Annotated in this window: 36 protein-coding genes; 1 reads left to right on the top strand and 35 read right to left on the bottom strand. The window is 59.0% G+C overall.

From position 1 onward, the window contains the following. The 16 genes from HPY71_13620 to HPY71_13695 all read right to left on the bottom strand — a co-directional run. Window positions 1-200: HNH endonuclease (locus HPY71_13620; GenBank protein ID NPV54531.1), on the bottom strand; the 200-nt coding region annotated here is incomplete at its 3' end. Between the two features lie 495 nt (window positions 201-695). Further along, window positions 696-998, bottom strand: a complete 303-nt coding sequence (locus tag HPY71_13625; GenBank protein ID NPV54532.1) for a hypothetical protein — start codon at window positions 996-998, stop codon at window positions 696-698. Then, window positions 995-1,381, bottom strand: coding sequence for a hypothetical protein (locus HPY71_13630; GenBank protein ID NPV54533.1), 387 nt, complete (start codon window positions 1,379-1,381; stop codon window positions 995-997). The genes HPY71_13625 and HPY71_13630 overlap by 4 nt, the downstream gene beginning before the upstream one ends. Then, window positions 1,381-1,563 (bottom strand): hypothetical protein, encoded by a 183-nt coding sequence (locus HPY71_13635; protein ID NPV54534.1) that lies wholly within the window; start codon window positions 1,561-1,563, stop codon window positions 1,381-1,383. The genes HPY71_13630 and HPY71_13635 overlap by 1 nt, the downstream gene beginning before the upstream one ends. A 109-nt stretch (window positions 1,564-1,672) precedes the next feature. Continuing rightward, on the bottom strand, window positions 1,673-1,909 hold the full coding sequence (locus HPY71_13640) for a hypothetical protein (protein ID NPV54535.1): 237 nt from the start codon (window positions 1,907-1,909) through the stop codon (window positions 1,673-1,675). Further along, on the bottom strand, window positions 1,906-2,472 hold the full coding sequence (locus tag HPY71_13645) for a glucosaminidase domain-containing protein (protein ID NPV54536.1): 567 nt from the start codon (window positions 2,470-2,472) through the stop codon (window positions 1,906-1,908). The genes HPY71_13640 and HPY71_13645 overlap by 4 nt, the downstream gene beginning before the upstream one ends. 109 nt (window positions 2,473-2,581) lie before the next feature. Beyond that, window positions 2,582-2,779, bottom strand: coding sequence for a hypothetical protein (locus tag HPY71_13650; protein ID NPV54537.1), 198 nt, complete (start codon window positions 2,777-2,779; stop codon window positions 2,582-2,584). Window positions 2,780-2,917: 138 nt separating this feature from the next. Then, complete coding sequence (locus HPY71_13655) at window positions 2,918-3,217, bottom strand: VRR-NUC domain-containing protein (protein ID NPV54538.1); 300 nt, start codon at window positions 3,215-3,217, stop codon at window positions 2,918-2,920. Between the two features lie 53 nt (window positions 3,218-3,270). Continuing rightward, window positions 3,271-3,801: a hypothetical protein gene (locus HPY71_13660; protein ID NPV54539.1), complete on the bottom strand. Its 531-nt coding sequence runs from the start codon at window positions 3,799-3,801 to the stop codon at window positions 3,271-3,273. A 367-nt stretch (window positions 3,802-4,168) separates the two neighbouring features. Beyond that, entirely contained in the window at window positions 4,169-4,483 is a 315-nt protein-coding gene (locus tag HPY71_13665) for an HNH endonuclease (GenBank protein ID NPV54540.1), read from the bottom strand. Then, window positions 4,464-4,688: a hypothetical protein gene (locus tag HPY71_13670; GenBank protein NPV54541.1), complete on the bottom strand. Its 225-nt coding sequence runs from the start codon at window positions 4,686-4,688 to the stop codon at window positions 4,464-4,466. Before HPY71_13670 ends, HPY71_13665 begins: the two co-directional genes overlap by 20 nt. Beyond that, entirely contained in the window at window positions 4,688-5,026 is a 339-nt protein-coding gene (locus HPY71_13675; protein NPV54542.1) for a hypothetical protein, read from the bottom strand. Before HPY71_13675 ends, HPY71_13670 begins: the two co-directional genes overlap by 1 nt. Then, window positions 5,023-5,958, bottom strand: a complete 936-nt coding sequence (locus tag HPY71_13680; GenBank protein NPV54543.1) for a hypothetical protein — start codon at window positions 5,956-5,958, stop codon at window positions 5,023-5,025. Before HPY71_13680 ends, HPY71_13675 begins: the two co-directional genes overlap by 4 nt. A 261-nt stretch (window positions 5,959-6,219) precedes the next feature. Next, complete coding sequence (locus tag HPY71_13685) at window positions 6,220-6,489, bottom strand: helix-turn-helix domain-containing protein (protein ID NPV54544.1); 270 nt, start codon at window positions 6,487-6,489, stop codon at window positions 6,220-6,222. After that, window positions 6,486-6,857 carry a hypothetical protein gene (locus tag HPY71_13690; GenBank protein ID NPV54545.1) on the bottom strand — a complete coding sequence of 124 codons (372 nt, stop codon included), beginning with the start codon at window positions 6,855-6,857 and terminating at the stop codon, window positions 6,486-6,488. Before HPY71_13690 ends, HPY71_13685 begins: the two co-directional genes overlap by 4 nt. A 61-nt stretch (window positions 6,858-6,918) precedes the next feature. Next, window positions 6,919-7,143: a helix-turn-helix transcriptional regulator gene (locus tag HPY71_13695; GenBank protein NPV54546.1), complete on the bottom strand. Its 225-nt coding sequence runs from the start codon at window positions 7,141-7,143 to the stop codon at window positions 6,919-6,921. A 185-nt stretch (window positions 7,144-7,328) separates the two neighbouring features. Here HPY71_13695 and HPY71_13700 point away from each other — a divergent pair, with 185 nt between their 5' ends. Then, on the top strand, window positions 7,329-7,508 hold the full coding sequence (locus tag HPY71_13700; GenBank protein NPV54547.1) for a hypothetical protein: 180 nt from the start codon (window positions 7,329-7,331) through the stop codon (window positions 7,506-7,508). 20 nt (window positions 7,509-7,528) lie between these two features. On the opposite strand, the gene HPY71_13705 is transcribed toward HPY71_13700, so the two are convergent. The 19 genes from HPY71_13705 to HPY71_13795 all read right to left on the bottom strand — a co-directional run. Further along, the gene (locus HPY71_13705; GenBank protein NPV54548.1) at window positions 7,529-8,446 is read right to left on the bottom strand and encodes a hypothetical protein; all 918 of its coding nucleotides are present in this window, start codon (window positions 8,444-8,446) and stop codon (window positions 7,529-7,531) included. Then, complete coding sequence (locus tag HPY71_13710; GenBank protein ID NPV54549.1) at window positions 8,427-8,702, bottom strand: hypothetical protein; 276 nt, start codon at window positions 8,700-8,702, stop codon at window positions 8,427-8,429. Before HPY71_13710 ends, HPY71_13705 begins: the two co-directional genes overlap by 20 nt. Beyond that, window positions 8,702-9,187 carry a hypothetical protein gene (locus HPY71_13715; protein NPV54550.1) on the bottom strand — a complete coding sequence of 162 codons (486 nt, stop codon included), beginning with the start codon at window positions 9,185-9,187 and terminating at the stop codon, window positions 8,702-8,704. Before HPY71_13715 ends, HPY71_13710 begins: the two co-directional genes overlap by 1 nt. Before the next feature lie 8 nt (window positions 9,188-9,195). Continuing rightward, window positions 9,196-11,001, bottom strand: a complete 1,806-nt coding sequence (locus HPY71_13720) for a DNRLRE domain-containing protein (GenBank protein ID NPV54551.1) — start codon at window positions 10,999-11,001, stop codon at window positions 9,196-9,198. Beyond that, window positions 11,001-12,860 (bottom strand): hypothetical protein, encoded by a 1,860-nt coding sequence (locus HPY71_13725; GenBank protein NPV54552.1) that lies wholly within the window; start codon window positions 12,858-12,860, stop codon window positions 11,001-11,003. The genes HPY71_13720 and HPY71_13725 overlap by 1 nt, the downstream gene beginning before the upstream one ends. Before the next feature lie 2 nt (window positions 12,861-12,862). Next, on the bottom strand, window positions 12,863-13,261 hold the full coding sequence (locus tag HPY71_13730; protein ID NPV54553.1) for a hypothetical protein: 399 nt from the start codon (window positions 13,259-13,261) through the stop codon (window positions 12,863-12,865). 5 nt (window positions 13,262-13,266) lie between these two features. Beyond that, complete coding sequence (locus tag HPY71_13735; protein NPV54554.1) at window positions 13,267-15,843, bottom strand: hypothetical protein; 2,577 nt, start codon at window positions 15,841-15,843, stop codon at window positions 13,267-13,269. A gap of 119 nt (window positions 15,844-15,962) precedes the next feature. Beyond that, entirely contained in the window at window positions 15,963-16,328 is a 366-nt protein-coding gene (locus HPY71_13740; protein ID NPV54555.1) for a hypothetical protein, read from the bottom strand. Between the two features lie 12 nt (window positions 16,329-16,340). Continuing rightward, window positions 16,341-16,874, bottom strand: coding sequence for a hypothetical protein (locus HPY71_13745; protein NPV54556.1), 534 nt, complete (start codon window positions 16,872-16,874; stop codon window positions 16,341-16,343). A gap of 4 nt (window positions 16,875-16,878) precedes the next feature. Beyond that, window positions 16,879-17,235: a hypothetical protein gene (locus HPY71_13750; protein ID NPV54557.1), complete on the bottom strand. Its 357-nt coding sequence runs from the start codon at window positions 17,233-17,235 to the stop codon at window positions 16,879-16,881. Between the two features lie 4 nt (window positions 17,236-17,239). After that, window positions 17,240-17,608: an HK97 gp10 family phage protein gene (locus tag HPY71_13755; GenBank protein ID NPV54558.1), complete on the bottom strand. Its 369-nt coding sequence runs from the start codon at window positions 17,606-17,608 to the stop codon at window positions 17,240-17,242. Beyond that, a complete protein-coding gene (locus HPY71_13760; GenBank protein ID NPV54559.1) occupies window positions 17,605-18,150 on the bottom strand; it encodes a hypothetical protein in 546 nt (181 codons plus the stop codon). The genes HPY71_13755 and HPY71_13760 overlap by 4 nt, the downstream gene beginning before the upstream one ends. Before the next feature lie 82 nt (window positions 18,151-18,232). Continuing rightward, the gene (locus tag HPY71_13765) at window positions 18,233-19,285 is read right to left on the bottom strand and encodes a phage major capsid protein (GenBank protein ID NPV54560.1); all 1,053 of its coding nucleotides are present in this window, start codon (window positions 19,283-19,285) and stop codon (window positions 18,233-18,235) included. 12 nt (window positions 19,286-19,297) lie between these two features. After that, window positions 19,298-20,359, bottom strand: a complete 1,062-nt coding sequence (locus tag HPY71_13770) for a hypothetical protein (protein ID NPV54561.1) — start codon at window positions 20,357-20,359, stop codon at window positions 19,298-19,300. Window positions 20,360-20,371: 12 nt separating this feature from the next. Continuing rightward, on the bottom strand, window positions 20,372-22,342 hold the full coding sequence (locus HPY71_13775) for a phage portal protein (GenBank protein ID NPV54562.1): 1,971 nt from the start codon (window positions 22,340-22,342) through the stop codon (window positions 20,372-20,374). A gap of 16 nt (window positions 22,343-22,358) precedes the next feature. Beyond that, window positions 22,359-22,523: a hypothetical protein gene (locus HPY71_13780; protein ID NPV54563.1), complete on the bottom strand. Its 165-nt coding sequence runs from the start codon at window positions 22,521-22,523 to the stop codon at window positions 22,359-22,361. Window positions 22,524-22,536: 13 nt separating this feature from the next. Next, complete coding sequence (locus HPY71_13785) at window positions 22,537-24,033, bottom strand: terminase large subunit (GenBank protein ID NPV54564.1); 1,497 nt, start codon at window positions 24,031-24,033, stop codon at window positions 22,537-22,539. A 52-nt stretch (window positions 24,034-24,085) separates the two neighbouring features. After that, on the bottom strand, window positions 24,086-24,634 hold the full coding sequence (locus HPY71_13790) for a phage terminase small subunit P27 family (protein ID NPV54565.1): 549 nt from the start codon (window positions 24,632-24,634) through the stop codon (window positions 24,086-24,088). Window positions 24,635-24,640: 6 nt separating this feature from the next. Continuing rightward, a partial coding sequence (locus HPY71_13795) for an HNH endonuclease (protein ID NPV54566.1) occupies window positions 24,641-24,804 on the bottom strand: 164 nt, incomplete at its 5' end.

Here is a 24,804-nt window from a genome sequence, read left to right on the forward strand (position 1 = left end):
TGTGATGGGCGTGCCGAAGCCAGATTTTTCCACCCCCCTATCCCCGAACGATGTGCTTCCGCGTGGCAATGTCTACACAGTGTAACCAGATTTTCCCAGTTATGCGTCCCGTGGGGGAGGGGGATACGGTGGTGCACCACCTCGCCTGGCGCCCCGCACCTCTCGCAGTCAGGATGCCGAGCAAGGTACTCTGCTCGCACGCACTTCCACTTCCAGGTATAGCCCCGCTCCACCGAACCTGGGCGAAGGTCGGGGGCCTGGAGGCGGTGGTGGGTGCAGAACAGCGATCTCCTTTGAGCGGGATTATTACACGTCGGATAAGAGCATATTCTCATTGACTTTGTTGTCTACTAATATCTGCGTCTGTTTCCAGGTATAACCATTCCCCAGGATCGAGCGGCATGCCATTGCTTGTGGATACTCCCTCACTGCCGATATAGACCACAGAGCTGCTGTTGTTTTTCAACACCAGCCCCCGCTTCAACGCCCGCGGCGCACCAGCTGAGAGCAATGTCGCTGTGGTCCCGACAGTTACGGCGGCATGATGATAACAGCCGAATCCCCTCATTTTTCCTCCCTTGTTTTATCCCATAAAAACAAGCCCGACCTGATCGGGCTTATCCTATAGTCAACAATGCTCCATCTTATCTAAATCATCGATTGTTGCATAACTTTTGGTCAAGAAATTTAAAGGGTTAATAATTCTCCGGGAGCCCTTTTATGGCTTCCCACCTTATCATTTTCCTCCAATCGCCTCCTGAAAGAATTCGCCTGCCAAGACGGTCTAAGAAGTCATCCAGATCGCACAGATCTTGAAAGGCCTGGTCGTTTTTGACCAACCCGCTACGCTCCGCCCTCCTGCGCGATAGCCGAAATGGGCACCCCCCGGTTAACTCGTAGAGATCATGACGCCTGGTGCCCGACGCGAGCACATACAGGAACTCGATCGCAGCGAGTAATGGTTCTGGTGGGAGAATAGTGTCTCCTCCAGGCCTCAATCCACATCCCCCCAGATCTCTTTCTTCGCCTCCCTCACCCAATCCGCCAAGGCCTCCCGGAGGGCGGGGAGAAGCTCCTCGCGCACCACCCTGGATATGGCCACCCTGGCCGCGGCCTCCAGGCCGGAAATGTCCTCCTCCCGGCACAGCCTGCGGATGAGCTCCTCAGCGTCCATCCGATGCACCACGGACTTCTCTGGCGGGCGAAGATAAGCGCGGATGATGCGGACGGCCATCTGTTTAGTAAGCTTTTCCCGGCCATGCTTGATAGCTGATATCCTCTGCGGACTCACCCCCAGGCGTCTAGCTATCTCAGACACCCTCTCTTTGCGGAGTATCTTCTCCGCCTGGTCGCGCACGTCTACGATGTCCGCCCTCTCCATCAGCAATCCGTCCCTCCTATCTTGTGGTTCCTGCCACAATCCGGGATGAATCCGGCTATGGCGCCAAGAATCAGGAAGGTTACCGCACATGCCAATGAGAAGGGTTGCCAGAAGTAGCTCACAAAGAATAAGGCGGCGAGCAGCCCGAAGAAGATGAGAGCCACAACCTCCGACGAGCGCATACCATCACCTCCTAATTGCGCATGGAGATCCAGTTGCGGTAGCCCGAGAGCATTAGGCAGCGCATGATCTGCAATAGCTCGCGTATCGGGATTGGATGTCTGATGGTGATCATTTCATCACCTCCTCTACACCGGCACTGATAGCCGTGGTTTTAATGCGCTGGACCTTGAGCCACAACAGATACACGTAGGCAACACAATCCAAAACCTCATACTCGAGCTCCTCTAAGACCGATTTGTGCACATAATCCTCGTCTCCATATCTCTCCGCTCCCAACTCGAGCCTCTCCTCAACCCGGCTGATAAGTGCAGATAATGGGTAGAGTTCGCGGTAAGGGTCCTTCATCTCGATTCCTCCAACTCGCGGATTATGGATTGCACACGTTCCATCCAGGGATGATCGGGCACGCAGTATCCCGGGCAATCGTAGGCTGATTGCGGCCTGCCGTAATGCTTAGCCAGCCAAGCGAAGTTGGCTCGGATGCCCTCCTCCCAGGAGGCAAATCCTTGTGGATAGGAGAGCATCCCCCAGGCGTTGTGGGGAGCGAAACACGCCAATCCGAAGGTCGACTCCGCCCCGGCTATGGCCACCGGGAGGTGAGGGTTGACGCCGGTGCGCTCGCCCTCCTCGGCAAACACTCTGCCGCATCCCGCAAGCGGGGATCCCCAGCGGGCGAGGTATGCGTCTATCCGGGATGCCACCGCCTGGAGGCGGGCCTCACTCTCGGCGAGATGCCGCTCCAGCCTCTCCGCCTCCGCCCAGGAGCGGAGGACCACCTGCTCCTCCTGTGGGTGAGAGAACTTGCGGACCTGCTCCACCTCCACACCCTGGATGGCTGCCTGGAGGATGGCCCATGCCGCAAGGGCCAAGAGCATCAACGCTATCCCGACCATCTTCTTCCGCCTCACTTCCACCTCCCAAAAAAGAGGGCCCGACCACACGGTCGAGCCCACTTTCCGCTTGGCTCGAAGCCGACACCTCAAGGTAGCGCCTGGACGAACAGGCTGGGGTTAGGGCTCACCTCCTTTCTCTCCTCTCGCTCCTCTCTCCTCTCGCTCCGCGGATGGCGGTGATCCGCCACCGTTTACCGTCCCAGAACAATTTGATAATGCCTCCACCCTTCCCCACGCGCTCCATGAGCCTCATCTCGGCCAGCACCCGCTCGTAGAAGCGGGGCAGGCACTGCTCGGCCAGGGGGCATATCAATTCATTCATCTTCCTTTAAACACCATCCAGCGGCATGGTAATCCTTACAATCCTGGCATATGTACGAGCGGCAAAGGTCGCACCAGGCGGCGCAGAGGTTGCCGCACTCGCACCTCTCGTCCAATGCGTCGTAATCCCAATATACGGTCATCTCAAAGCCTCCTCGATAGCACCGGACAGCCAGTCTCGTGGTCTCCACACTCGTACACGGACATTACCCAAGCTGTATCGCTCCACGTCAGCCAACTCTTCGAGCCATATCTTCTGATGGACGGTCAGCCGGCCACGCTCGCTCTTGAGCTCGGCGAGGATCAGCCGTCCCCTCCGGACCAACACCAAGTCCGGGAACCCCTCCGGGCTTCGGCGGCTATCGTAGGTGTGGTAATGCCGCCAGCCCGTAAGTTGGGCCAATTCTATTACCGTTGCCTGGAGCTCCTTCTCGGTCATGTCCAAACACTCCGCCAGCTGGTTCATGTCAACCGACTTACATCGGCTGCGGTCTATGCCCTTATCCTCTCCTTGACCTGCTTGATACGGTCCAACACCTTTTCCCTCTCTTCCTCCGTGAGATCTTTTCCGAGTATCTCCCCGAGGGGCACGGGTTCCTCGTGTGCATCCCTCTTTGCGGCCCTCTTCTCCTCGTCCCTTTTACGCTCCGCCTCCTCAAGGGCCCTGTCCCGCTCGATGAAAGCCTGCTTGATGGCGGGCATATAGTAGGCCAGGTTTGTGGGCCGGTCGGTGCCCTTGGACTCCTGGACGCGGCGGTCATGCTCTCGCTTCACAATCTCCACCACCTCCGCTGGCGAGAGGAGGCGGCAGACGGCTGAGAGCTCCTCCACCATGCGATCTTTTCGCCCGTCCCCGACCTGGGACCCAGTGAAGGGAGGGGCTCCGAGGATGGACTCGATCTCCCGGATGACCTCCCAGGCCTTCTCGCGGCTTTCGTTTTCCCTTCTATTCCCTTCTTTTCTATTCCCTTCTTTTCTATTCAGGGGAACATGTTCCGAACATGTTCCGTATATGTTCCCCACATGTTCCGAACATGTTCCCCACATGTTCCCCACATGTTCGGAACTTGTGGGGAATTTAGGAGGAGGAGGGTACTTACAAGTGGGTCGCTTTATGGACTGATGGCGGGAAAAGTTCCGAACATACAGGTATTTTTCTCCATTGGCGTCATATACTATGAGCTTTCCCATTTTGATAAGTTGATTGAGTAGGCAACATATATCAATGTCTGGGTCATAAGGAAATATCTGCGCGCGTATCTGTTTGGGCTTGAACGGGATCACTCCCTGATCATCCACGAAGTTCCAAAGGCCAATGTAGAGCAGCCGGCCTTCGAAAGGGAGCTCCGCGATTTGTTCATCAACCCAAAAATCTGGATCAATGATTCTTTTACGAGCCATCTTGCCCCCCTAATTTCAGCTGGTTACTGGCCGGTTTATATTTCCTATTCCAGGCCCTTATCGGCATATCGTGCCGGTTGTGGCATAGCTGACAGAGGGCGCGGAGGTTCTCCGGGTCGTTGTTCGTTGGGTCGTGATCCAGGTGCGCAACGGTCAGTACCACAACCGACCCGGTCACCGGATGGGGCTTACGCGCCTCCGCTCCGCACCACTCGCATTTCCACCCAGACCTTTCCCGCACGCTTCGAGAGATTTCTCCCCAATTGTCTGGATAAAAATGTCGCTTATCCCGTTTGATGGGCATCCATATCCTCCGTTTCGATTGACAATTGGGCATTTAAGATTTCCTTGGCTATCTTCCTTGTGTTCTCGAGCGCGGCACGAAGACCGACGCCGTGGTTTATACCGTTACAGACGCAGTTGCATATTGGCCCCTTTGCGTTGTAGCACCTGGAATCACACTTACGGACACCGCCGGAGCTGGTCCGTTCGTGGATCAATGTAGCCATCACACCGCCTCCTCCAGGTCAAAAAGCCTTTCCATGGGCCCGAACTCCCGATCGAGCCCTTCCAGAATCCCTTCGATCACGGCTTCAAGGTCTTTCCGCCTGCTTTCGAGCTGGGCCAGCGTATGTCTGGCATGTTCTCTCGACCTCGGCCAGTAGAACCCTTCCGCCGGAGTGGAGCATATGGGCAGCCTGTGATCTTTGCGCAGGTGATTGATCATGGCCCTCACCTGTCTGTCGGTGCTCCCTAGAACGGCGGCGAGTTCCGGGGCGGAGACGGCTCTATCTCTCCTCCGCAGCAGGGAAACAAGATGCCTCTCTGTCCCATTACACCAAGTCATCTAACCTCTCCCGATGATGGTTGCATAGACAAGAGATAATCCAGGAGCAACTGTTGGTTGGGGTATCTGCGACGAACTAAGGTCCTCCGAGCTTGGGTAAACCCTAGCTCGTCAAACAACTGCTCGATGAGAGATTCCACATCGTCTTCCACATCATTGATTTCCATATTTTCATCCGATTCCATCGGTCTTTCTTCAGTGGCTTCTTCTGGTTGCTGGTATTGAGCTGCTTCCTCCGGGAAGAGATCATCCGGGGGCGCCTGATCCTGCAGGGGTGGGAGGGCCAAGACGGACTTCTCCTCACTGGCCAGCCTGCGCAAGTCGTCCAGGCTCAGCGCTGAGGCCAGCTTTATGTCGAGGACATATATCTGCTTTTTCTTTCCGTCGGGTTGTACCTCCTTGGGGATGATGCGCAGCTTGAGGGGAACCATTGCGATACGTCCCACGAGAGCCCGGATATAATCCAGGCCAGAGTTGATGTTGACGATACTGTGGTAGCTCGATGTGTCAATCTGGAATACCCCTTCGCTGATGAGCTGTGGGATGACGAAGCGTAAATTCATGACCCGCCGGCATTTCTTTCTGTAGTCGGGGCATTCCTCAGGGTTGCACTCCACCTCCACCCACTCACCACCTTCGGATACCCGCTCGGCGGTGATGCCATCCCCACGGCAAGAGAGACCGGTCGTGCCGTAGCGCTTGAGATACTGAGGGGCGATCTGTTCCAGGTCGTCTACCGGGAAGATGATGTCGATCTCTTTTGCCCTCTCTCCAAAGATCTTGGTCAGTTGGTTACGATACTCATCCGGCCAAACGAAATAGTCGACCGCTCTGGGATATAAGGCTCCAGTCTTTTGGGATAGTGTCTTCTCGCCGAGGCGGATCTTGCCTGCCCTGGGGAGCCTGCGGCGGTCACTCACGCCGTGTATCATCTTCCACCTCCCATCACATCACATCCACTGATATGTGCCGTATGGCACCGGCGGCAAAGAGCGGATCCGCAATATCGGCAGATATACACGTGCACGATTTCGACCCCACAATCTCCACAAAAATGGGGGTGCCCGGAGGAGGAACCAGGGCTTTTAGGGCGCTTAGGGGGTTGAGAAGGAACGGGCATGCGGTGGCTCTCCTTCGGGCAGGGGGTGGAACTCTTGTCTTGTACTTTCATCTCGGCTATTCTTTTCTCGCTATTATCTCTTCGCCTGGAGGCTCGGGAATCTGGCGAGAGCCCCGAGCCTCCCCTGCTGTTTTCGTGCCATTTCGCATGCCTTCGGCACGAAGACATCCACCGCCTCGACCCTGAACCTTTCCTTGAACTCCTCCACGTCCTCCGCCGCGAAGCGCACGCAGCGTGGGCCGAAGCGGTAGCAAGAAAGCTTACCCTGGCGCGCGTAGAGGCGAACTGTTTCAGGATTTATGTTCAGTATTTGGGCAACCTGTTCGGCAGTGAGGAGATTCATACCGCTTCCCTCCTGGAAAACGCCGACTTCAGGGCCTGGAGGTTCCTCCCTATCCACCCGGAAAGCTTGCGGTTGGCCCCCACCGCCGAAAGCCTGGCGGCCTCGGCGTCTTTGAGGTCGTAGAAGAGCAGCTTGAAGCACTCGTTCTGGATACTGTCCTCCGCCTGCTCCAGCTCTTCCAGGAGATGGCGACAGCGCTGGAAGAGGGCTTGGAACTCCTTGTGTCGCTGGTCGTGGAGGAGGAATATGTCCTCGAGCTTTCCCTGGTAAGCCGCCTGGCGCTTGTTGATGTCCAGGTAAGCGGCTCGGAGCTCCTCCACGGTGGCCTGGCGGGCGAGGATCTCCCGAGCTTTCGCCACCACGTCCATGATCTGCTCTTCCACCTCTCGGAGGGCGGCAATTTCGTGATAGTTATTCGCCCCTCTCACCTCATACCTCCGCGAGGGCTTTTCTTAGCTCCGGGTTGGGATAAATCATCTCCGGCGTGACCCCCAGGGCTTGGCAGATACGGAGAAGTTCTTCGTCTGTGGGAATACGTCGGCCGGAAGCGATGTCGTTTATGTAGGAGCGGGGGATGCCAGTTTGGTCGGCGAGCCGACGACGGCTGAGACCATTGATTTTTAAAAGCAATCCCAAGACATTATGCGCCTTCATGTCACTCCTCTTAGCGCGGCCGGTCAGTGGCCGTCATATCGAGTTAAGCATATCGCTAATCGATACTATTGTCAATATATATCGGTATATTTTTAAAATTTTTTAAATCTGTAAAGTTATAATTAGACAATGAGTATTGGTTATGAGTTAAGGCGTCAGCGGGAGGGATCAAATCTGCGGTCAGTGTGGCGAATGCATTCCAAGTAATCCCCCATCCCCAGCCAGTAGCAATGGGGCGTGGCAGCGATGTACCGCACCACCTGCCTGAGCGCATCCAGGTCGCAGTGAACAGTTCCGAGGTGGACGTCACCGATGGGGATAATTCGGATTACGGTGGAGCGGGAGGGGATGGGAATGGATTGTGATGTGACGATCATAGATCAGGTTAAGGTCCAACGAACACCGTGAGAGGCACTGGTGAGTGGATGGAGAGGACCACCCACTCCGGGTCTGCCATCACGCATGGGCGGATGTGCACGCCCGGCGCTTTGTCGGCATGGAGGGTTCCGGGTACTTTGTAGACAATGCGTCTAGCCGGAGGCTTCTTCCCGGTCTTCTGGTCGTTGGCCTGGGCATTCACCCAAACGACCACCTCTTCCTCGCCCGGGCCCTCGTAACCCAGGTCCAGCCACCAATCCCTGCGGAAGGCGGGGACGTGATAGACCCTTCGGCCATCCATCTCCGTGTTTTGCGGCACGATAATCTTTGGCACCAAACTCACCTCCTCTACCTTCGATGGCATAACATGGTATTTATCGCGTAAGTAATTAAGCAGGCCGCGCACCAGGGGATCACCCCACCCCGCCACCCCGATTGCCTCGTCCTCCGGACTTGTATAAAACCCGCACTCGACGAGCACCGAACAACGCGGGGCCTTGAGCACGGCCACGTCGTCTCTATAGATGATGCCGCGGAACGGAGAGGGAATCACACGCATCGCTGCGGCCAGGTAATCCGCCAGAGGCCGGGCCTCCTGATTGCGCCAGAGCACGCACCAGCCCCTCATGCCGGGCTTGTAGGCATCCTGGTGGATGTGCAGGGCTATGTCCGCACCCCAGCGCACAACGTCCTCGCGGGCGCGGATGTAGCAGTCGCCCTGGCCTGGGTAGTCCTCGCGGTCCCAGAGGCCCACCTCCACCTGGGGCAGAGCGGCCTGCAGCCGCTCCGCCACATGGCGTGCGATGCGGGTGGTATCGACTGGTGTCTCCGGCGAGGTTTCCTCCGGGTAGCCCTGCAGGCTGGAAACGATGGCGATTTTCATAGCTATCACCTCATACGGGGATTTATTGTATTTCCCAGGCACGGCACAACTTCTCCAAAGCCTCGATAGTCCGCTCCTGTACCTGGGTGTAGTGCTCGAAGTGATTTAGGATAATCTTATCCCTATTGGCCATATTCTTGTTAATCTCTTCCAGCAGTTTCTGTTGCTCCCGCAGGGTGTCCTTAAGACAATCGAGGCTTCGCGTCAGCCGCCCGATCATCCAGCGCACGAGAAGCAGGGTGATGATGATGAGCGCCGCGCTGGCTGTCAGATTTTCCCAGGGTATGTTCCCCGCCATCAACTGACACCTCCCGCTCTCGTGCCCAGGAGCAGCGCCCAGAAGGCAAAGGTGGAATTTATTGGATATTGCGGTCCTCCAGTATCTACTACTGCCACCTTAAACGCCGTCGGTGTCTCGTCCCAGACGCTGCAGACGGTGATGCCCCACTGGGCCGCGGACCCCGTCTGACAGGCAATCGGGATGACCGCGGAGGAAAAGATGCCGTAGGGGATGGTCACCTGGAAGAGAAAGGCGTTGTTGACCAACTGGATTTTGCTCCACGACGCACCAGCCGCTCCAGTTCCTGAACTATTAGCTGGGTTTATTTGGTTCGCGCCGCTGAAGTCGACTAGGAAGAAAGCAAGAGTGTCTTTTGCCACGCGGTTCTGGCCGAGAATGGGTAAAAACCGACCGTAGAGCCAGTCGAAAGTCTCTTTACACTGGTTGAGCTTGCCACTGGTTATCAGCTCGTCTGCTGACCATGTCTTGGGATTGTATGCCATTGCTCCTCCTAATATCTCCCGACATCGATAACCTGCAGTAAGCCCCAGTTGGACACCGCCAGCAATCCGTTCGAGGTGGCCCATTGCAGGCGGAAGGTGTGGCTCGTTCCGGCAGGAACGTCGAAGTAGTAGGTGAGGGTTATACTGGCGGGTCCTTCCCCCCACCAGCCCCTAACGTCAGTATATGCGGTGTCGTATCCCCACCTGAAGGTTACCCTGGTATTCGACACACGGTTGACCAAAAAGGTGGCAATCAAAAATATCCTCGCGGTTCCCGTGCCGGGTGGCGTGTAGGCCACATTCGCAAGGTCTACATAAACGGTGCTTGTGGTGGTGCGGTCGGTCGTCCAGTTATCCGCACCCCTAACCAGGGTATAGAGAGCATTGTTTGGGACATCGGCACTCTTTGCTTTTAACAGGCGGTATTGCCCCACACCGAACTTTTGCCAGTAAGCCTCTCCGAGCTCACTTACGTCGAGAACGATGTTCTCCGAGCTATCAAGCTCTATTTTCTGCGTAGACGGGCCGTTGACCCGGTAGGTACTTGCCTCGGGTGCCTGCACATAAGCCGACCAAGGAGACTCCAGGCCACTGCGCGTCACCGTTTTAGCGCGGTATTTATATGCTCCCGGAGCATCGATGGGGAAGACAAGCGTATTTGCGTCCACACGGAACGTACGATATAAAACGTCGTTAGTTATCCCTCTCTCCTCTACGGTGAAGTGCGAAAAGTCGGCCGGAGGGGTAAGGCTAACGGTGAGGATAGCTGAAGTGCAGGTGTCATCTACGTAGTCATATGCCAGTGTAGGCGCGGAGGGGACTTCCCCCTGCGAAGGCAAGGTGATCTGCACCGGCGGCGCCCACTTACCCGGCACGTTATTTTCATCCAAATTCCGGTAGGTCAACCAATAGGTGCCGCCCGGTCTACCATATAAATTGACCGTTCGCATCCGCGGAGTAATGATGCGCGACTGGTAGGTCTTGGTCCAGTAGATGAGCTTGGGCGGGTTGGTTGCCTCCCTGGACTGGAAGCGGACCGCGCCGCCGTAGCCGTAAGTCGGGCGCAGGCAGTAAGCCCAGTGATTGGTATTATGGGCCCGGATCTGCTTGCACCCCCATATGTAATTAGTAACGTCCAAGTACAGCCATCCAGTATAGTCTGGGTCGATGGTAAGCCTACCTATTAGCGCGGGCTTATAAGGTCGATCGCCTGGTTTACCGTTCCAGGTGATGGTGGTCTCTACGAAGCCATAGCAGCTAACTATATCAACGCTAAAAGTGTCGGTGAGGAAAGTGTAATCGCAGTAAACGGCGAGCCATGCCGCGACAATATCTGCGGCCCAGAGCCCGCTGGAGGGATAACCCCCCCAGATATGGTAGCAATACGTCCAGCGAACGGGGGTCAACCCCTGCACCCACAGCTCGGTTGAGGTACCATAGTTGTTGTCGGGATTGCCTGCGTCCACGTAGGCATCACGTGAGATGACGGACGTTACCTTATCGGTGTCGTCCAGCAGCACTACCTCTACTGCCTTATCCGTATCGATGGTTATAGCGACACCCGCACGCAGTGTGCCGTCGCTTGCGGTCTCGTAGAACGTCTCGGCATCGACCTCCTGCGACGGGATGAGGTCTGACCCCGTCCCACGCATCGCAAGCCCCGATTCCAGCACTGCGACCTTGCGCTCCAGCTCCTCGATGCGGGCGAGGAGCCCGGCGTCCTGGGTGACTATGGAAACATCCGAGATCTGAGCTCTATCCGGTGGCTTCACCACGCGGTGCTTGGGACGAGCTAGCTTGATGTCAAATGCCATCAGACGAAGGCCTCCTTTTTTACTAGGTTTAGCTCGGTCGAGTTTAGATCGAGACTGATCTCGGTTATCACATAATCCGCCTGGATCCCGGCTACGGCCGAATCTACCGTAATTACATCGCGCAACTGCAGATGGGGCGCAGGCCTGTTGATTCTGACTTTAAGCTGGCGCGATGCCTGCGACATGTAATTTAGCAGCGCCGATGCAAGGTTTTGGGCTCTGGCGGTGCTGAGGGTATATATGTGGACGTCGTGCGTGTAGTAGCCATATAGTCTAATGGCGTCGTCATCTTTCGCTTCCACCACCGCATCATCTTTTGATATCAGTAACGGCACGCCATCCATCTCGATCTCGAATGTACCTGCCGTCTGCGTGGTGTTCTTGAGCTCAATCCAGAGAGAATCACAGCTTGCGCCCCAGTCTACTATCTCGGGTAGCGGTAGCTCGCTACCAGCGTCTGAGCGGAAAGATCTCACCCAAGGCACAGACACGAACCGGGTTACTGGGCGCTTAGACAGCGTGAAGGTATAGGTGGTGGTCGCCCCCGCCTCTAGTCTCCCGCTCGCAGAGAGAACGGAGTCTTGCGCTCCCTCGGTAATGCGGGTGACGAACACCTGCACATGATTTACGGGCTTGTATGTCTGCTCGCCCAGCGCACCTATAAGCTCATCCTCAAGTGTCGCGACGGGCGTGCCATATACGTCCCTGATGACGATAGCGCCGGTCTCGTCCTCATATACGGCCAGCAACAGAGCCTGGCATGCGTCGCCTAAGGCTCTGATCACCTCACATTGGTTATCCACAATGTACCAGTCGATGACATCATCGGATTCTAAAGCTACGGTAGTATTCGCCAGGCCGGACCATGCCAAGAGCTCGCTTATAATCGCACTCCTCTTCTGCCCGCTGAACACGAGGGCTGGGACCAGATGATTATTCGCGAGCGACATCAGCCCGTGGGCGATGATGTCAATAGTATCCAGTCCTGGGCTGACCTCGCTCACCAGATAATAGCCCTGGGGTAGCAGCTCGTTCCCATAACCCATCTTCACCTGCACTAGCTGATGGGGCTTTGGGATCCACTGGCAATCGCGGGATAACGTCAGGCGCAGCTCGTTCAGGCCCACACCTGGTAGAGCGGGCGCTAGGGCTTGCTGGGTCCCTGAGCTTTTAATTATGCGGGCATCCAGAACATAGTCCTCTATAGCCAGCCCGGCATCCTCACCGATCTCGTGCACTGCTTCCACTTCTAGGACGCGCCCATAGTCACTAGGTTGCTGCGTCGAGATCGCATAACACGTTATACGAGTAATCTGTTTTATATCGCCCAGGTCATACTCTGCACGTCCGTTCACGAACTGCAAAGGTCCGACCGTTATGTCCTGTGTGCTGCCATATAGGCGGTAAGCCAGGCTACAGTAAGATAGCCCGGGGTATGCGGTTGTGGTAGTGACTCGCAATCGCGAAGCGACGGCATAGGGCGTATAATCCACCTGAACATACGGGAATGGAGACGGCAGGGCTCCCGTGGAGTCGCTCTTCTGCCGCGTCCACCAGCCGGGGTTGTACTTGCTACCCGGTCCGTATGTGGCCCAGCCCTGGTCGGTGTATGTACCCACGTCTGTCACTGCATACCTTTTAGGCTCGCTACTGATCCCTTCAATCACATTAGTCGCAGCAAAAGCCTGGTCACTTACGCCGCTGCCGGGGTAAGTCTCTTTAGTCTCCGACGCCGTTGCAGATATCGACAAGCCTTCCGCGTAAGCGAACCCTGACGACGCCAGGACGCTGACAGCTATCTTCGGCTTAGGATTCGCCCCGGCAAACTCGTCCAAAAAAGCCTGGCTGACCGGCTGCACGGTCAAACCTCCTCGAGTACGACATCTACCTTCCAGAGAGCACGGCCTAATCCGGTAAGTTTCGCCAGGTCATACTTAAATCGCTCCGGCATAAAAACGACCTCTATGGTTTCAACCCCTCCTGTAGACGTCTCGCGTAGTTCGAGTGTATAAGTCCCTCCAGCGAGAACCAGACCACGGAGTGCAGATAGCCCTATACCGCCATCAGGAGCAGTGTCGTATGTCAAATAATCCCAACTAAAGCTAAACCGCCTCTTCCGCGCTCGCTCAACGACAACCAGCTTGCCCGAGACACTTCTTTCCTGGGCCCCCAGAAAGATGTATTCGACGTCGAAACTCCTATCGACGTCGCTCAGATAATAGGTTTGACCGTCACGCGTTAACGTGGCCAAATACGCCATCCGGATCACGCCCCTACTGTGCCATATCGAGCTCTGGGTATATGTTCTGTGATGAGCCGCCTGGCTAAGGCGTCCAGCTCGTGTTTAGTGCCGAAGAACCCCGGTATATGGAAATGGATGTTGTATGTGAATCCTCCTGAAGCCATTACGGCGGCGGGAGCCGCTATCGCGTGCTCTGTTGCCGCTGGAAAATTCGCGAGCCTGAACTCAGCCTCGATACCCCTCAAGGCTTGTCGGTACAGCTGTGGAGCCCACTCGTCAACACCGGGGGATCCCTCCAGCTTTAGCAATCTACGCATGGTGGACGCGAACCTTTCCGCCTCCGCCTTGACGTTCGGTATCCTTGCGTCCAGCTGTTTTCGAATCTCTTCCAGGGCGATGCCGTATTTATTCGCGATTTCCGCGATCTCTCTATCCGACAGCCCAAGGGCCTGGCCAACGGACCTGGCGATCTCCCATGCCGCCTGCTGTGGTAACTCCTTGCTCTGCACCAATCCCCTGACCAGGGCGGCTATCTGCTCGTATCCCTTGCGCCTGATTTCCGGGTCGGCGGACCCGAGCGCCTGCGCAACCGCCCTGCTTATCTGCGCAGCCTGCGCCGGAGGCAAGCCTGCCACCTGAACTAATCCGCTAATATATGCATTGATCGCCTCCTGCCCCGCAGCCACAACCTGCGGGTTGGAGGAACGCAGAGCGTCCGCCACCAGGCCGGGCAGGGGAGCCATCTGGGCAAGGGCGGCGAGAGCCTCCTCCTTGAGCACGCCGCTCACCGCTGCGAGCTCCAGGCGCGCCTGCGCTGCCGCATTTGCCATCTCCCGCAGCTTGGCGGCGGCCTCATCGTTCTTGCCCACGAGGTCAGCTGCGGTGGCGTTCCATACTGTCTGCTGCGCGGTCAGAGCGTCCAGGGCCGCGCGCACGTCCACCAGAGATGCCACTGCGAAATCGGAGGCCAGTTTCTGGTTATGGAAATATTTGGTCATCAGGGCTAGCCGATCGTTGTACTCTTGCGTGCTCATAACCGCGGCCCGGTTGCTCTCCACTATGGTCCGCATCTTCTCTACCCGCTCCGCCAACATCTGGTTGAGTTGCTTCTGCGTCTGCGCCTCCCGCGCTTCGGCTTCCGTCAACTCCTGTTCTGCCTGCTTCAGCCCCGTTAAGGACTTCAGGACTTCGGCTATCTTGTTGCCAATGGCATATCCCGTGATGCCCGCTACGATTCCGCCCCCTATCGCCGCACCAATAGAGCTGGCGGAGGCGGTGATCGGGGCGGTAAGGGCCGCGAGCCCGCCTGTGACTGCAGCTCCCGTAGCCGCAGTTCCCGCGGCGGCAGCCGTGCCCAGACCCATGAGAGATGAGGCGAGGGTCATGATGGATTGCACGAGAGACGAGATGCCGGAGGCCACCTCGGCCGCGATGAGAGCGTAGACGAAGCCCTGGATCAGCCCCAGTTTGTCGGCTATCTCGATGAGGGGAGTAATGGCTTTGAGGGCGATGTCGAGGAGGGGGATAGCGATCCGGAGGAGGCGGTCGAGGAGGTCGACGAACTCCGATCCCACCGCCTGGACGATCCTGGCAATGGAGTCCACGACCCCAGAATTAACCAGCGCCTCTGCGGCCCGGGAGAGGACGTCGGCAAGGCGCCCGATGAGGTCGACGAATACGGGCGTGAGGGCCTCGACCAGCTGGCCAAAGACTTCGACCAGCGGAGAGGCGGCCTCGAAGACCCGCATGATCACCGGCGCCAACTCGGCGAAGGAGGTGCCGATGGTCTGGAGGATCCCACGGAATTGCTCCCCCTCGAGGAAAGCGGTGACCTGCTCCAGGGCGGGTTTGAATATCGGGAGGAGGTCTTTGCCAGCATCGGCTAGGGCCTTGGTCATCGCATCCTTCATGTTGGAACACATGCCCTCCCAGGTGGTGGACATGCGCTCCATCGCCCCTCCATACCGCTCGTTCCAGATGGCGGTAAGGGTAGAGGCGATCATCTCCCGGTTGTTCTTGTTGACGACCGCTCGCTGCTGTTTACCGGACTTGTCGACGTATTCGAAAGCAACCTTCGCTCCGTCGACGGAGGCCCGGATGCCGAACTCCTTGAGGCGCTCGAATTCCCCCGTGGTGGCGTCGGCAAGGGCCTCCACCGCGGCCATCACGTCCTTACCCAGGGCCGCGGAGGTGTCGCCGAGCACGCTCAAATACTTTTCAGCGGAGAAGCCGTAGGCCTCCAGTTTAGTGGCCGCCTCCATGAGGCCGGGGAGCTCAAAGGGGGTCTTGGCGGCGAAGTCCCGCAGCCATGCGAGCTTCTGGCGGGCAGTCTCCGCGGAGCCGGCGACCGTCTCCAGCACGGCCGCATAACGCTCCACCTGCCCGGCTCCCGAGAGCATCTTTGCGCCCACGGCCACGGAGGCAGTCCCGACCGCGGCCACGGTGGCGGCGGCGACCTTGAAGCCCTTACGGATGACGTCCCCAACGCCGGAGAAGCCCTTCTTCAGGGCGTCGGCCTGGGCATCGAGCCGCTTCAGCGTTTCGACGGCTTGCTGGGCTTCGGCCTTTATGCGTATCAGTATCTCTTCACCGCGAGACATAGGTCACTTCCTCTGGTAGAATTTGTTGACCGCAGACACGAGGTAGTCGTAATGCGACAAAGGGAGCTCCAGTATCTCCGTATAAGGAGTATGAGACGCCAGGGAGAGGAGGGCCGCCTCTACGAAGTGGTCTCGCCAGCGGTCACCTTCGGGAGGGTGGTCTTGATGAGTTCCTTCCCTCCCTCGGAACCGAAAAAAGCGGCCATGTACTCCGCGAAGAGCTCAGGGAGCTTGCGGAGAGCCTTACCGCGCGGCCCAGCGGCGGCCTCCAGGATTTTCCATACATCCTCGAGGGCCACCTCAGCGGGGTCTTGCAGTTTGGCATTGGTCCAGGTCGCATATATCTTTTCGACGACCTTTTCCAGGGCCTCGCCGCTCTGGTAGGGGTTGGCAAGATCCGCGGCGCACTCGTAGAGCTCCGGCCACTCCTTGACCTTGGCTTCTCGGACGTCAACCGATCCGTAGGAGAGTTCGACAGATTTCACGGCTACCTCTTATTAGGAGGGGATGAACCGCTGCTTGTAACCCATCACCTTGGGCAGAGCCTGCCCCAGCTCATCCTTGTCCGTGGGGAGCGCTGTGCCCTCGAACTCCAGCGAGCTTGGCTCGCCGTAGGATTGCCCGGTCACCTTGGCGAATCCTTGCACCTTGTAAATGGTGGTCACAAGGGTCCCAAACTCCCCGTCGCTGCGCCTCTTGGCCATCTGGGTCAGGCGGAAGCAGAGGTTGCGGGGATAGAGCGTGGTGGCGGTCATGCCGGGGATACTCTCCCCTCCATCCGTTTCCGACGTGGCGGTCTCTCCGGTCAGGATTTCGAGCACGTCGAAGTCTATGATGTTCGCCTTCCACTTGAGCTCGCCCTTCTGGGCGTGGCGCCAGGTAGCCACGATGGTGTCGTCGCCCTTGACCTCCACGGTCTCCGCGGTCTCCTCGAAGGAGGCGTTTTCCACACCGGGAATCTGCCTCCAGGCGGAGGTGCTGCTATCGTACACCTCCAGCTTCTGCAGTCCGAACACGTCATAGTTCGCCATGGTTTCACCTCCCAATGTTTTCCATCTCAGGGACGGTCACCGTGATCTCACACCAGTTGCCTGGATTGTAATCCACACGTATGCGCGTCACCTCAGGGATACCTGCCAGCCCCTCCATCACCTCCTCGACCCGAGCCACGAAGTCAACAACCGACTCCGAGAGGGGCGAATGCACCTCGATTGCCACCTCGTGTTCCGCTCGCCGTAGGTCATAGGTCATCTGCGTATTCGAGGCTCGTGGATAGATGCAGACACCTGCGAACCCCTCAGTGACCGGGGGCTTGAGGCCGAGGATGACCTTTCCCCAGCTCACTCGCCCACTCAGCTCCTGGTATATGGCAGCAATGGTCGTCGAGAGCATCCAATCACCCCCTCAGGCGGCGCAGCACGCGCTTCACTGCGGGCTCGGCATAGTTACCCTGCGGATTCTTCCGTGCTCCGGGGCTGTGGTGGAACACCTTGCGCCCGCCGGGCAGCTGGGTAAACCACACGTGCGGGCGGAACCCGTAGTTGTAGAGCCGGGCGATGAAGGAGGTGGAGTATATATCTATCTCCTCCCCCGGATCGACCTTGGCCCCGAAGGAACCCGCCAGCCTGCCCGTGCGACGCGGGGCTGCGCGCCGCACCTCCTGCAGCATCTCGTAGGCCACGGCATTGGAGAGCAGCCTCTCCTGCAGGTCGCGCAGGTCCTTCTGTAGGTCCATGCGTTTCTGTACCTCAATCGCGAAGTTCACAGCGCAACTCTCCTACGCCGCAGGGTACGAATGAGCGCATCCAGCTCCTTGACCCCCGTCGGATGGGAGGGGTCGGTGGAACGGTAGGACATGGACACGCCGGAATAGGAGATGGAAGCGATGTCCGGCAGGTATTCGCGCCGCCACCCCTCGGCGAAGTAGCGGCAAGTCATGAGGAGCAGCTGGTCTATCGTCTCCTCCGGGGCCGCAAGGCCGCAGGTAGCGTCAACCGCAACCGTGGACCCGGCAGGATAGATGACGTCGAGGGTAAGGGTCTCCCCCGATGGAGTACGCTTCCAGCCAGGGGTCACCTCGACGTCTTCGGTGATGACGGTCACCGAGCTGACGGTGAGGAAAGGCCCCTCATCCGGGGCACTAATTATATTAGTATCGGTCTCGAGGACGAAGTAGTGGGTCTTGGGCTGTGGATCGATGCGTGCCCCGATGACGGAGGAGAGGAACTCCTTCGAGATAGCCAGCAGCTCCTCGGCATACGCCTCGTCGATCTCCAGGCGTTGGGCTATCTCTGTCGCGGTGATCATACGTCACCTCCGGGTTTAGGTGCCGGGGCGAGGCCGGAAAGGCCCCGCCCCACTTTAGCTAAAAGCGGCACCAATCACCGCCTTACGGCGTGGTGCCAGTCACCGCACCCACAAACGCCTCGGAGACCACGACGACGCCGTCAGTGCGGGTATGGAACTTGTACCCGATTTTTCCAACCCAGGCATACAGCTCCTTGAGGACCTGGAGCTCCATCCCCTCGCGGTCCAGGATGAGGAACTCGCTGAAGTCCCCCAGGACAAGGACCACGGACGACTGGGCGTTGGCTGCGGGCATGTATGCGGAGATGGCCACAGGGCGCCCCGCCAGCTTAGGAGCCGGACCGGACACGAAGTCCAGCAGGTAGTAATCCCCAGTCTGCTTGGCGTTGGCGAGCAGGGCCGCATACACCGACTGGCTCATGAGCCAGGTGGCGTTCTCCAGGTACGCGGCATCTAGGGACCCCACCATCTCACGCACGATGTCGATGGGGATGGTGCCTGGGGTGAGTGGGCTGTCATTATTCACGACAGTCACATCGAGCAGAAGGCCACGAGGCTCGCCCGTCCCGGTCCCGTTGATGAACTTCTTGTCTTCCGCGCGGGCCAGGAACTTGGCGATGCGCGAAGCCACCAGCTCCTCAATGTTGAACGCGGCATCCTGGATGATTTCCTCCGTAGCGGTGGTGATCCCACCGAACTTGTGGGCACGCAGCACCTTCTGCCCGAAGGCCAGATCGAGCAGAGGATAGTCCGCTCCCTCCGCTATGACCTGCGCCTCGGCGGTGGAGGCATCGATGGGAACCGGCGTCTCCTTGTTGGTGGTGGACTGGACGGTGGCCAGCTTCCGGATGACGGAGAGCTTTTCCTTCTTCTCCACGATGGTGCGGTAGAATCCCTGCGGCACCAGGTAGCCACCCTCAGAACCCACACCGGTGTGCAGGGACCGGGTCTCGCCGCGCAAGTAGGAGCGGAACTCAGCCATCTCGTCCTGCCCGCCCATGCGGGTAATGCCGGGCTCCGGCCTTTCCTCCGGTATCTCCGCAGCCAGAGCCTGGCGCGCCTCAAGCAGCTCGGCCTCAGTGAGGTCGCGCCCCTCCTGCAGGGCTCCGAGGATCCTTTCCAATATCTCCTTCATCTCGTTCACCTCCTACAGTCGTCTTAGGATCTCGGACAGCAACTCGGCCAGCCGCGTCAGGCCCCTGCCCTCAGCGGATTTGGCCGCCTCTCGCTTCGCCTCCTCCCCCTGGAAGAGGTCAGCGAGGTATCGATACGCCCGGTAGAGGACGTCCATGTCCTCATCCGTGGCGAACCCAGCCATGCTGCGACGCAGTGCCAGCTCCTCCCGAGGAGAGAACAGGCCCCGCGATATAGACACACGTGTGGCGTCGTAGGCGGGCATGGAGACAGGCCCCACTTCCCACAACTCCATGTCCACGATGTGGCGGACGTCCCCCTCCCATATCTCCTTGGTGGGGAGGAACATGAAGGAGGCACCCCACACGTAACCCCCTGCCACCAGGTCGGCCACCTTCCGCCCATCAATGGTGGGCGGGAGGACACACCTCCAATTGACCCCCGTATCGGTCTCACTCAACTCAAGGGTTTTGTTCCCAACAAAGCCGAGCAACTCCGATGGATTGTGGTTAAAGGTGCAGATGATCATCTCGTTCTTGACGGCCTCAGCTGCAGCGCCTCGGTCGATGACCTCTCTGAACCCCATGGCGTCGGAGACGGGGGTGTCGTAAGGGATACCGGGGGTGGCCTCGATGATGCCGGGGCTGTCCTGCTCGCCGCCCTGGCGCAGTTCAGGCCTGCCCCGGACCGCGCGCCACTCGGCGTAGGGGATCTCCACTCCCCTCTTCAGAGGCGCGGGCTCGACATCGGCGTCCTCCAGGTGAGACGCGAGGTGCTCCCAGACCCCTTCGCGATCGGAGTCCGGGATGTCAGCGCCTCCACGCGCTCCGTTGAGGGCGGCGATGCCCGCCTGACATCCCCTGATTACCGCAGGGCCAGGCTCGCCATCTCCGGAAACCTTGTGATGAGGGAACTTGTAGGCGGTCTTAGTGGTGGGGTCTGCATCCGGATCCTGCCAGGCGAACATACGGCGATAATACGCCTCGTCCTCTCCGGGGCGCAGACGGGCCACCTCCTCGTTCGCGTCCCATTCTGCTTCGATAACCTCGGTTTTATGCGGTTTTATAGCTGGCAAGACAATCACCTCCTAATCGAACACTGCCATGATTTGGCAGGTGCATCCCTCAGTTATAGGCGGCGTGGTCACGTTCCATCCCGGGTTAAACTCGCGCCCGTCCTTGAGCCGCAGCTGGTCGCTGACGGAGAGGAAGGGGTTCCCCTCGCACCGGAACGATGGCTGCAACACCTTCCCGTCCAACAGCTCGCAGGGCGAGAGATTGTCCAGGTGGACCCACTGGAAGGGCAGGCCGTGGTAATGGTACTCCGCCTTGCTCACCAGGCCAGAAATACGCACAGCCTCCCAGGCAGCAAGCTGCGGGGCCACCTCCGCTATCCACCCCTGCACCGCCTTGCGCGCCTCTGCTTCCTCCAGACCGTCGAGGACGATGCCGTGCAGGGCGGAGGCGTTACGCTTGAGCAGGCGGTCAGCCACTCGCTCCGCATGGACGTCGATGCAGTCCTGCACGCGGGGAGTAATGCCCGCAAAGCCCTGTACCTCCGCAGCCACCAGGGCCTGCACGGCCTCCGCTTCGGCGATCATGACATCGCGCAGGCCGGAGACGACATAATCTCTGTGGCGCGGCTGGTAGTCGTTCAAGTACCAGTCGTACAGCTCGTTGGACACCCCGAGCTTTGCCATCTTCTGGATGACGTCATTGGTCTCCCGACGCAGGATGCGCCCCAGCTCCGCCTCGAATTGCTTTCGATAGGAGAGGGCCACGCGCTGCTTGATGCGCGCGGCCTCCACCACATCGTGGCGGGAGCGGCGCAAAAACAGGCCGCGAGTCTGCACCGCTCGCTTCGAGCGCGGGGCCTCCTCTCCTGACGGCGCTGGTTGTGCGGAAGCATCCTCCCCAGGACGGTAGATGAGCATGTTCGCGGGAATCATGACCTTATCGCCGAAGTCGCCGTAGGAGGGGAGGTTCTCCCGCTGGCGCACCTCGTTGTGGGTCATGAAGCCCCACTGTAATCCGGTAGCGTAAGCACGGTAGCGGGCCTCTGTGTTGGTCTGCAGGAGAGCATTGTAGTTGGGCTCGATGTAATGCCTCCCTGGCGTGAGCAGCTTCGCCTCCAGCTCCTCCACCAGGCTGGTCATCCAAGGAGAGATGCTGTCAGCGATATAGATGCTGGACATCAGCTCCAGGGAGTTATAGTTCAGGTTCTGGTAGATACCCAACTTCCAAAGGGGGAGACGCAACAGGCGGGCTACCTCCTCCACGGTGAATGTGAGCAGGGCGAGCAGCTTCTGCTCGTCCAGTTCCATGGACAGCCTGGTCAGATCCCAGTCGCGCGGGAGGACGGCGACATTGAACCAGTTATGACTCCCCTTGAACTGCTGGAACTTGGCCTTTATCTGCTCCGCCTCCTCCTGTGTAGGGTCAAAAGGCAGCTTGACCACCATGCCAGGGGAGGCGCCGGACTGGAAATATCCGGTGAGGAACTTGGTCACCCGTTCCTGCAGGTTGGCTACATGGAGGAGGTAATCGGCCAGAGGGTATCCTATCCTCCCGTTGTATCCATATCCTGGGACGTGGATGATGTCTCTGGCCTGATAGGTGCGAGACCCTCCGCCGCTTTGGCTGCTCGAGACAGTATATAGCAGGGTATCGCCATTCACCGAGACGGCTACCCTCGTTGGGTCCACCACCCACAACTCGGCAGCCACTCCCCCGCTACGCCTGATGACCGCGTATCCATTCCCATACCAGATAGCTGCAGACCACAACTGATAGAAGAACCGGTACCCAGAATGCATGGGATTAGGGCGCTTGAGCAGATCCTGCACAGGGTGCCCGGTCGCTTTGACCCTCCCGCCATCGTCCCGCCGCTCGTAGAGGTCGAGCGGCACCCGGGCAAGATCCTGACACAGCACGTTCACGGCCGCGAGGACGGTGGACAACTTTTGAATGTTGGCGTCCGCGCCTCCCAGGCCGAGGAAATATGCTCCTATCCTGTGGTCCAGCGCACGCTTTTCTCTTTTCTTGCCGAAAAACGCCATGGGTCAATGCCCTCTGTTACTGGTTGAGCGGGGATGGGAACAGGTAACCTATTGCCGCGCCCAGTGCGGCTGTGAGAATAGGGACCCCAACATCAACGGGAATGGTCCCCAAACCCATGAGGACGATCACCGCAGCGAGCGCCGCGATGATGACGGCGAATGCCATGACCTCTTTGCTCATCCAAGATCACCTCCTAAAACAGATGGAAACCCTGTATCCCCCCGCCCCTGCGCGCATCAGGCATCTTCTGTCGCAGAAATAAGGCATTGATCAACGCAGTGGCCCCGTCGATAGGGGCTCCACTTTTGTGATCCGGATAGAGGAGCCCGTCGCTTCCGACCTTCACCCTCATGTTGGCGAGGTGGCGCAGGAGCAGGGGATTGCGTACCCTGATCCTCTTAGTCTGGAACAGCTTCCCCAGCTCAGAGATGGCCGGGGAGATGACCTTGCGGCTCTGGCGCACCTCCACCATCTGCACTTGCCGTTCCATCTTCTGGGCCAGGTGAAAGGCACACCAGGGGTCGTATCCCACCCCGACCACCCGATAGGGTGAGAGCAGCTTCTCGAACCTCATCATCAGGTCGTCGAAGTCAAATACATCCCCGCGGGGCAAGGTGATCCACCCTTTGCGCTCCATATCAAGGTAGTCCGTGCGGTGCTCGCGGCTCATCTCCTCCGCCCTACCCCGGGGGAGGAAGAACTGCGCGTCCACCTCCAGCCTCCCCTGCTCCGCCTCGCGGAACCAGACCAGGGCCGTGAGGTCGGTGGTCAGTGAAAGGTCCAGCCCCGCCCAGACCGTAGAGCCCGGCGGTATCTCCTTACCGCCCGCGGCCTGCGAGAGCAGGGAGGGTGCGATGAACGCCTCGCTGGACTGCACCCACTCGCAGAGATAGTAGCGACGGAACTTCTCCTCCTCGGAGCGGATACCACGAGCCTTGGCGGCCTCGTCAGAGAGGAACTCCTCGGTAACCGTCTCTCCCAGAGAGGGGTTGAGTTTGCGCCACACCGCAGGGTCATCCCAGCGGTCCTCGGGATCAGGTGAATAGATGAGAGGCAGGAACCGCCTGTCCTCCACGGCCCCCTCAAGGACCTGCAGGCCATACTCATGCAGCCTGCGGCAGATGCTGTCCTGCCCGCCTGCGCCAGCGGTGGTGATGGCAAACACGATAGGGCGCTCCCTCGCCCCCACTGCGGAGGTCAACACGTCCCAGACCCCGGACGTCCTGTGGGCGTGCAGCTCGTCGATGATCACCCCGTGAGGCGAGAGGCCGTCCAGGGTGTCCTCATCCGACGCCAGCGGCTGGAAGAAACTCGACGTCCTGGGGAAGGAGAGGGACGTCTTGAAGAACTCCAGCTCCGGCGCCCAGGGGGAGCGGCGCACCATCTCCACTGCGGACTGCCACACTATGCGCGCCTGGTCCTTCTTGGTCGCGGCGGCATAGACCTCCGCCCCCTCTATCCCGTCGGCGAGGAGGAGGTAGAGCGCCACGACAGCAGCGAAGGAGGTCTTGCCGTTCTTGCGCGGCACCTCCACGTACACCTGCCGGTATCGCCGGGAGCCGTCAGTATCACGCCACCCAAAAAGCATGGAGGCGAGGAACTCCTGCCATGGGAGGAGGCGGAAGGGCTCTCCGGCCCAACGGTCCTTCCACTGCACGAGGGACCCGGCGAAGCGCGTGAACCTGCGCACGGCGGCAGTGTCATAGAGGTCTGGATGCGTGTCAAGGTCCTGTAAGTGCTTCTCAGCGAGAAGCTTTACCGCCCGAGGGGCGAGAATCTTCCCCTCGGCGATCGCCTTTGCGTACTTGCTGCCGCGGTCCATCCGCGGCGAAGTCTTCTTCTTCGTCGTCTTCTTCGTGGTCGCCATTCAGCAAGGCCTCCAGGGTGGCGAGCCTGTCTTCCTCCGGGCGCGCATAGCCGCGGGCCGCAGGAGCGAGACCGAGAGTCTTGGCCAGGGCGTGGAACTCCTTGAGTGTCGAGAGGTAGAGGAGGGCCGCAGGGCTGCGCTTGGGAGCGCCGCCCTTAGAATCTCGGATGATGGGGTCCTCAGTCATCACCTCTTGCTCCAGCCTGGCAAGGAACACGGATAGGGCGCAGTACCTGGCGACCGCATCCCGGTCGGCCTCGGTGAAGAGGCCGAGCCTCCGCAGGCGCCGCCAGACGGCCTGGGCCGGCTTACTCATGCCAGCCGGAGCAGCGCCGAGAGGACGATGCGGTTGTTTGCTTGCGTCTCTGTCGGGCCTGTAGGTCCCGGCAGCGCGTTTTTCCGTGGGTGGTTTCTTCCGGGCCATGTTTGATTACAGACCGTCGGCACGTACGCGGAGCTCCCCGCCCGGTGATGGGCGTGCCGAAGCCAGATTTTTCCACCCCCCTATCCCCGAACGATGTGCTTCCGCGTGGCAATGTCTACACAGTGTAACCAGATTTTCCCAGTTATGCGTCCCGTGGGGGAGGGGGATAC

Source organism: Bacillota bacterium, from assembly GCA_013178125.1.
GTDB lineage: Bacteria > Bacillota > SHA-98 > Ch115 > JABLXJ01 > JABLXL01.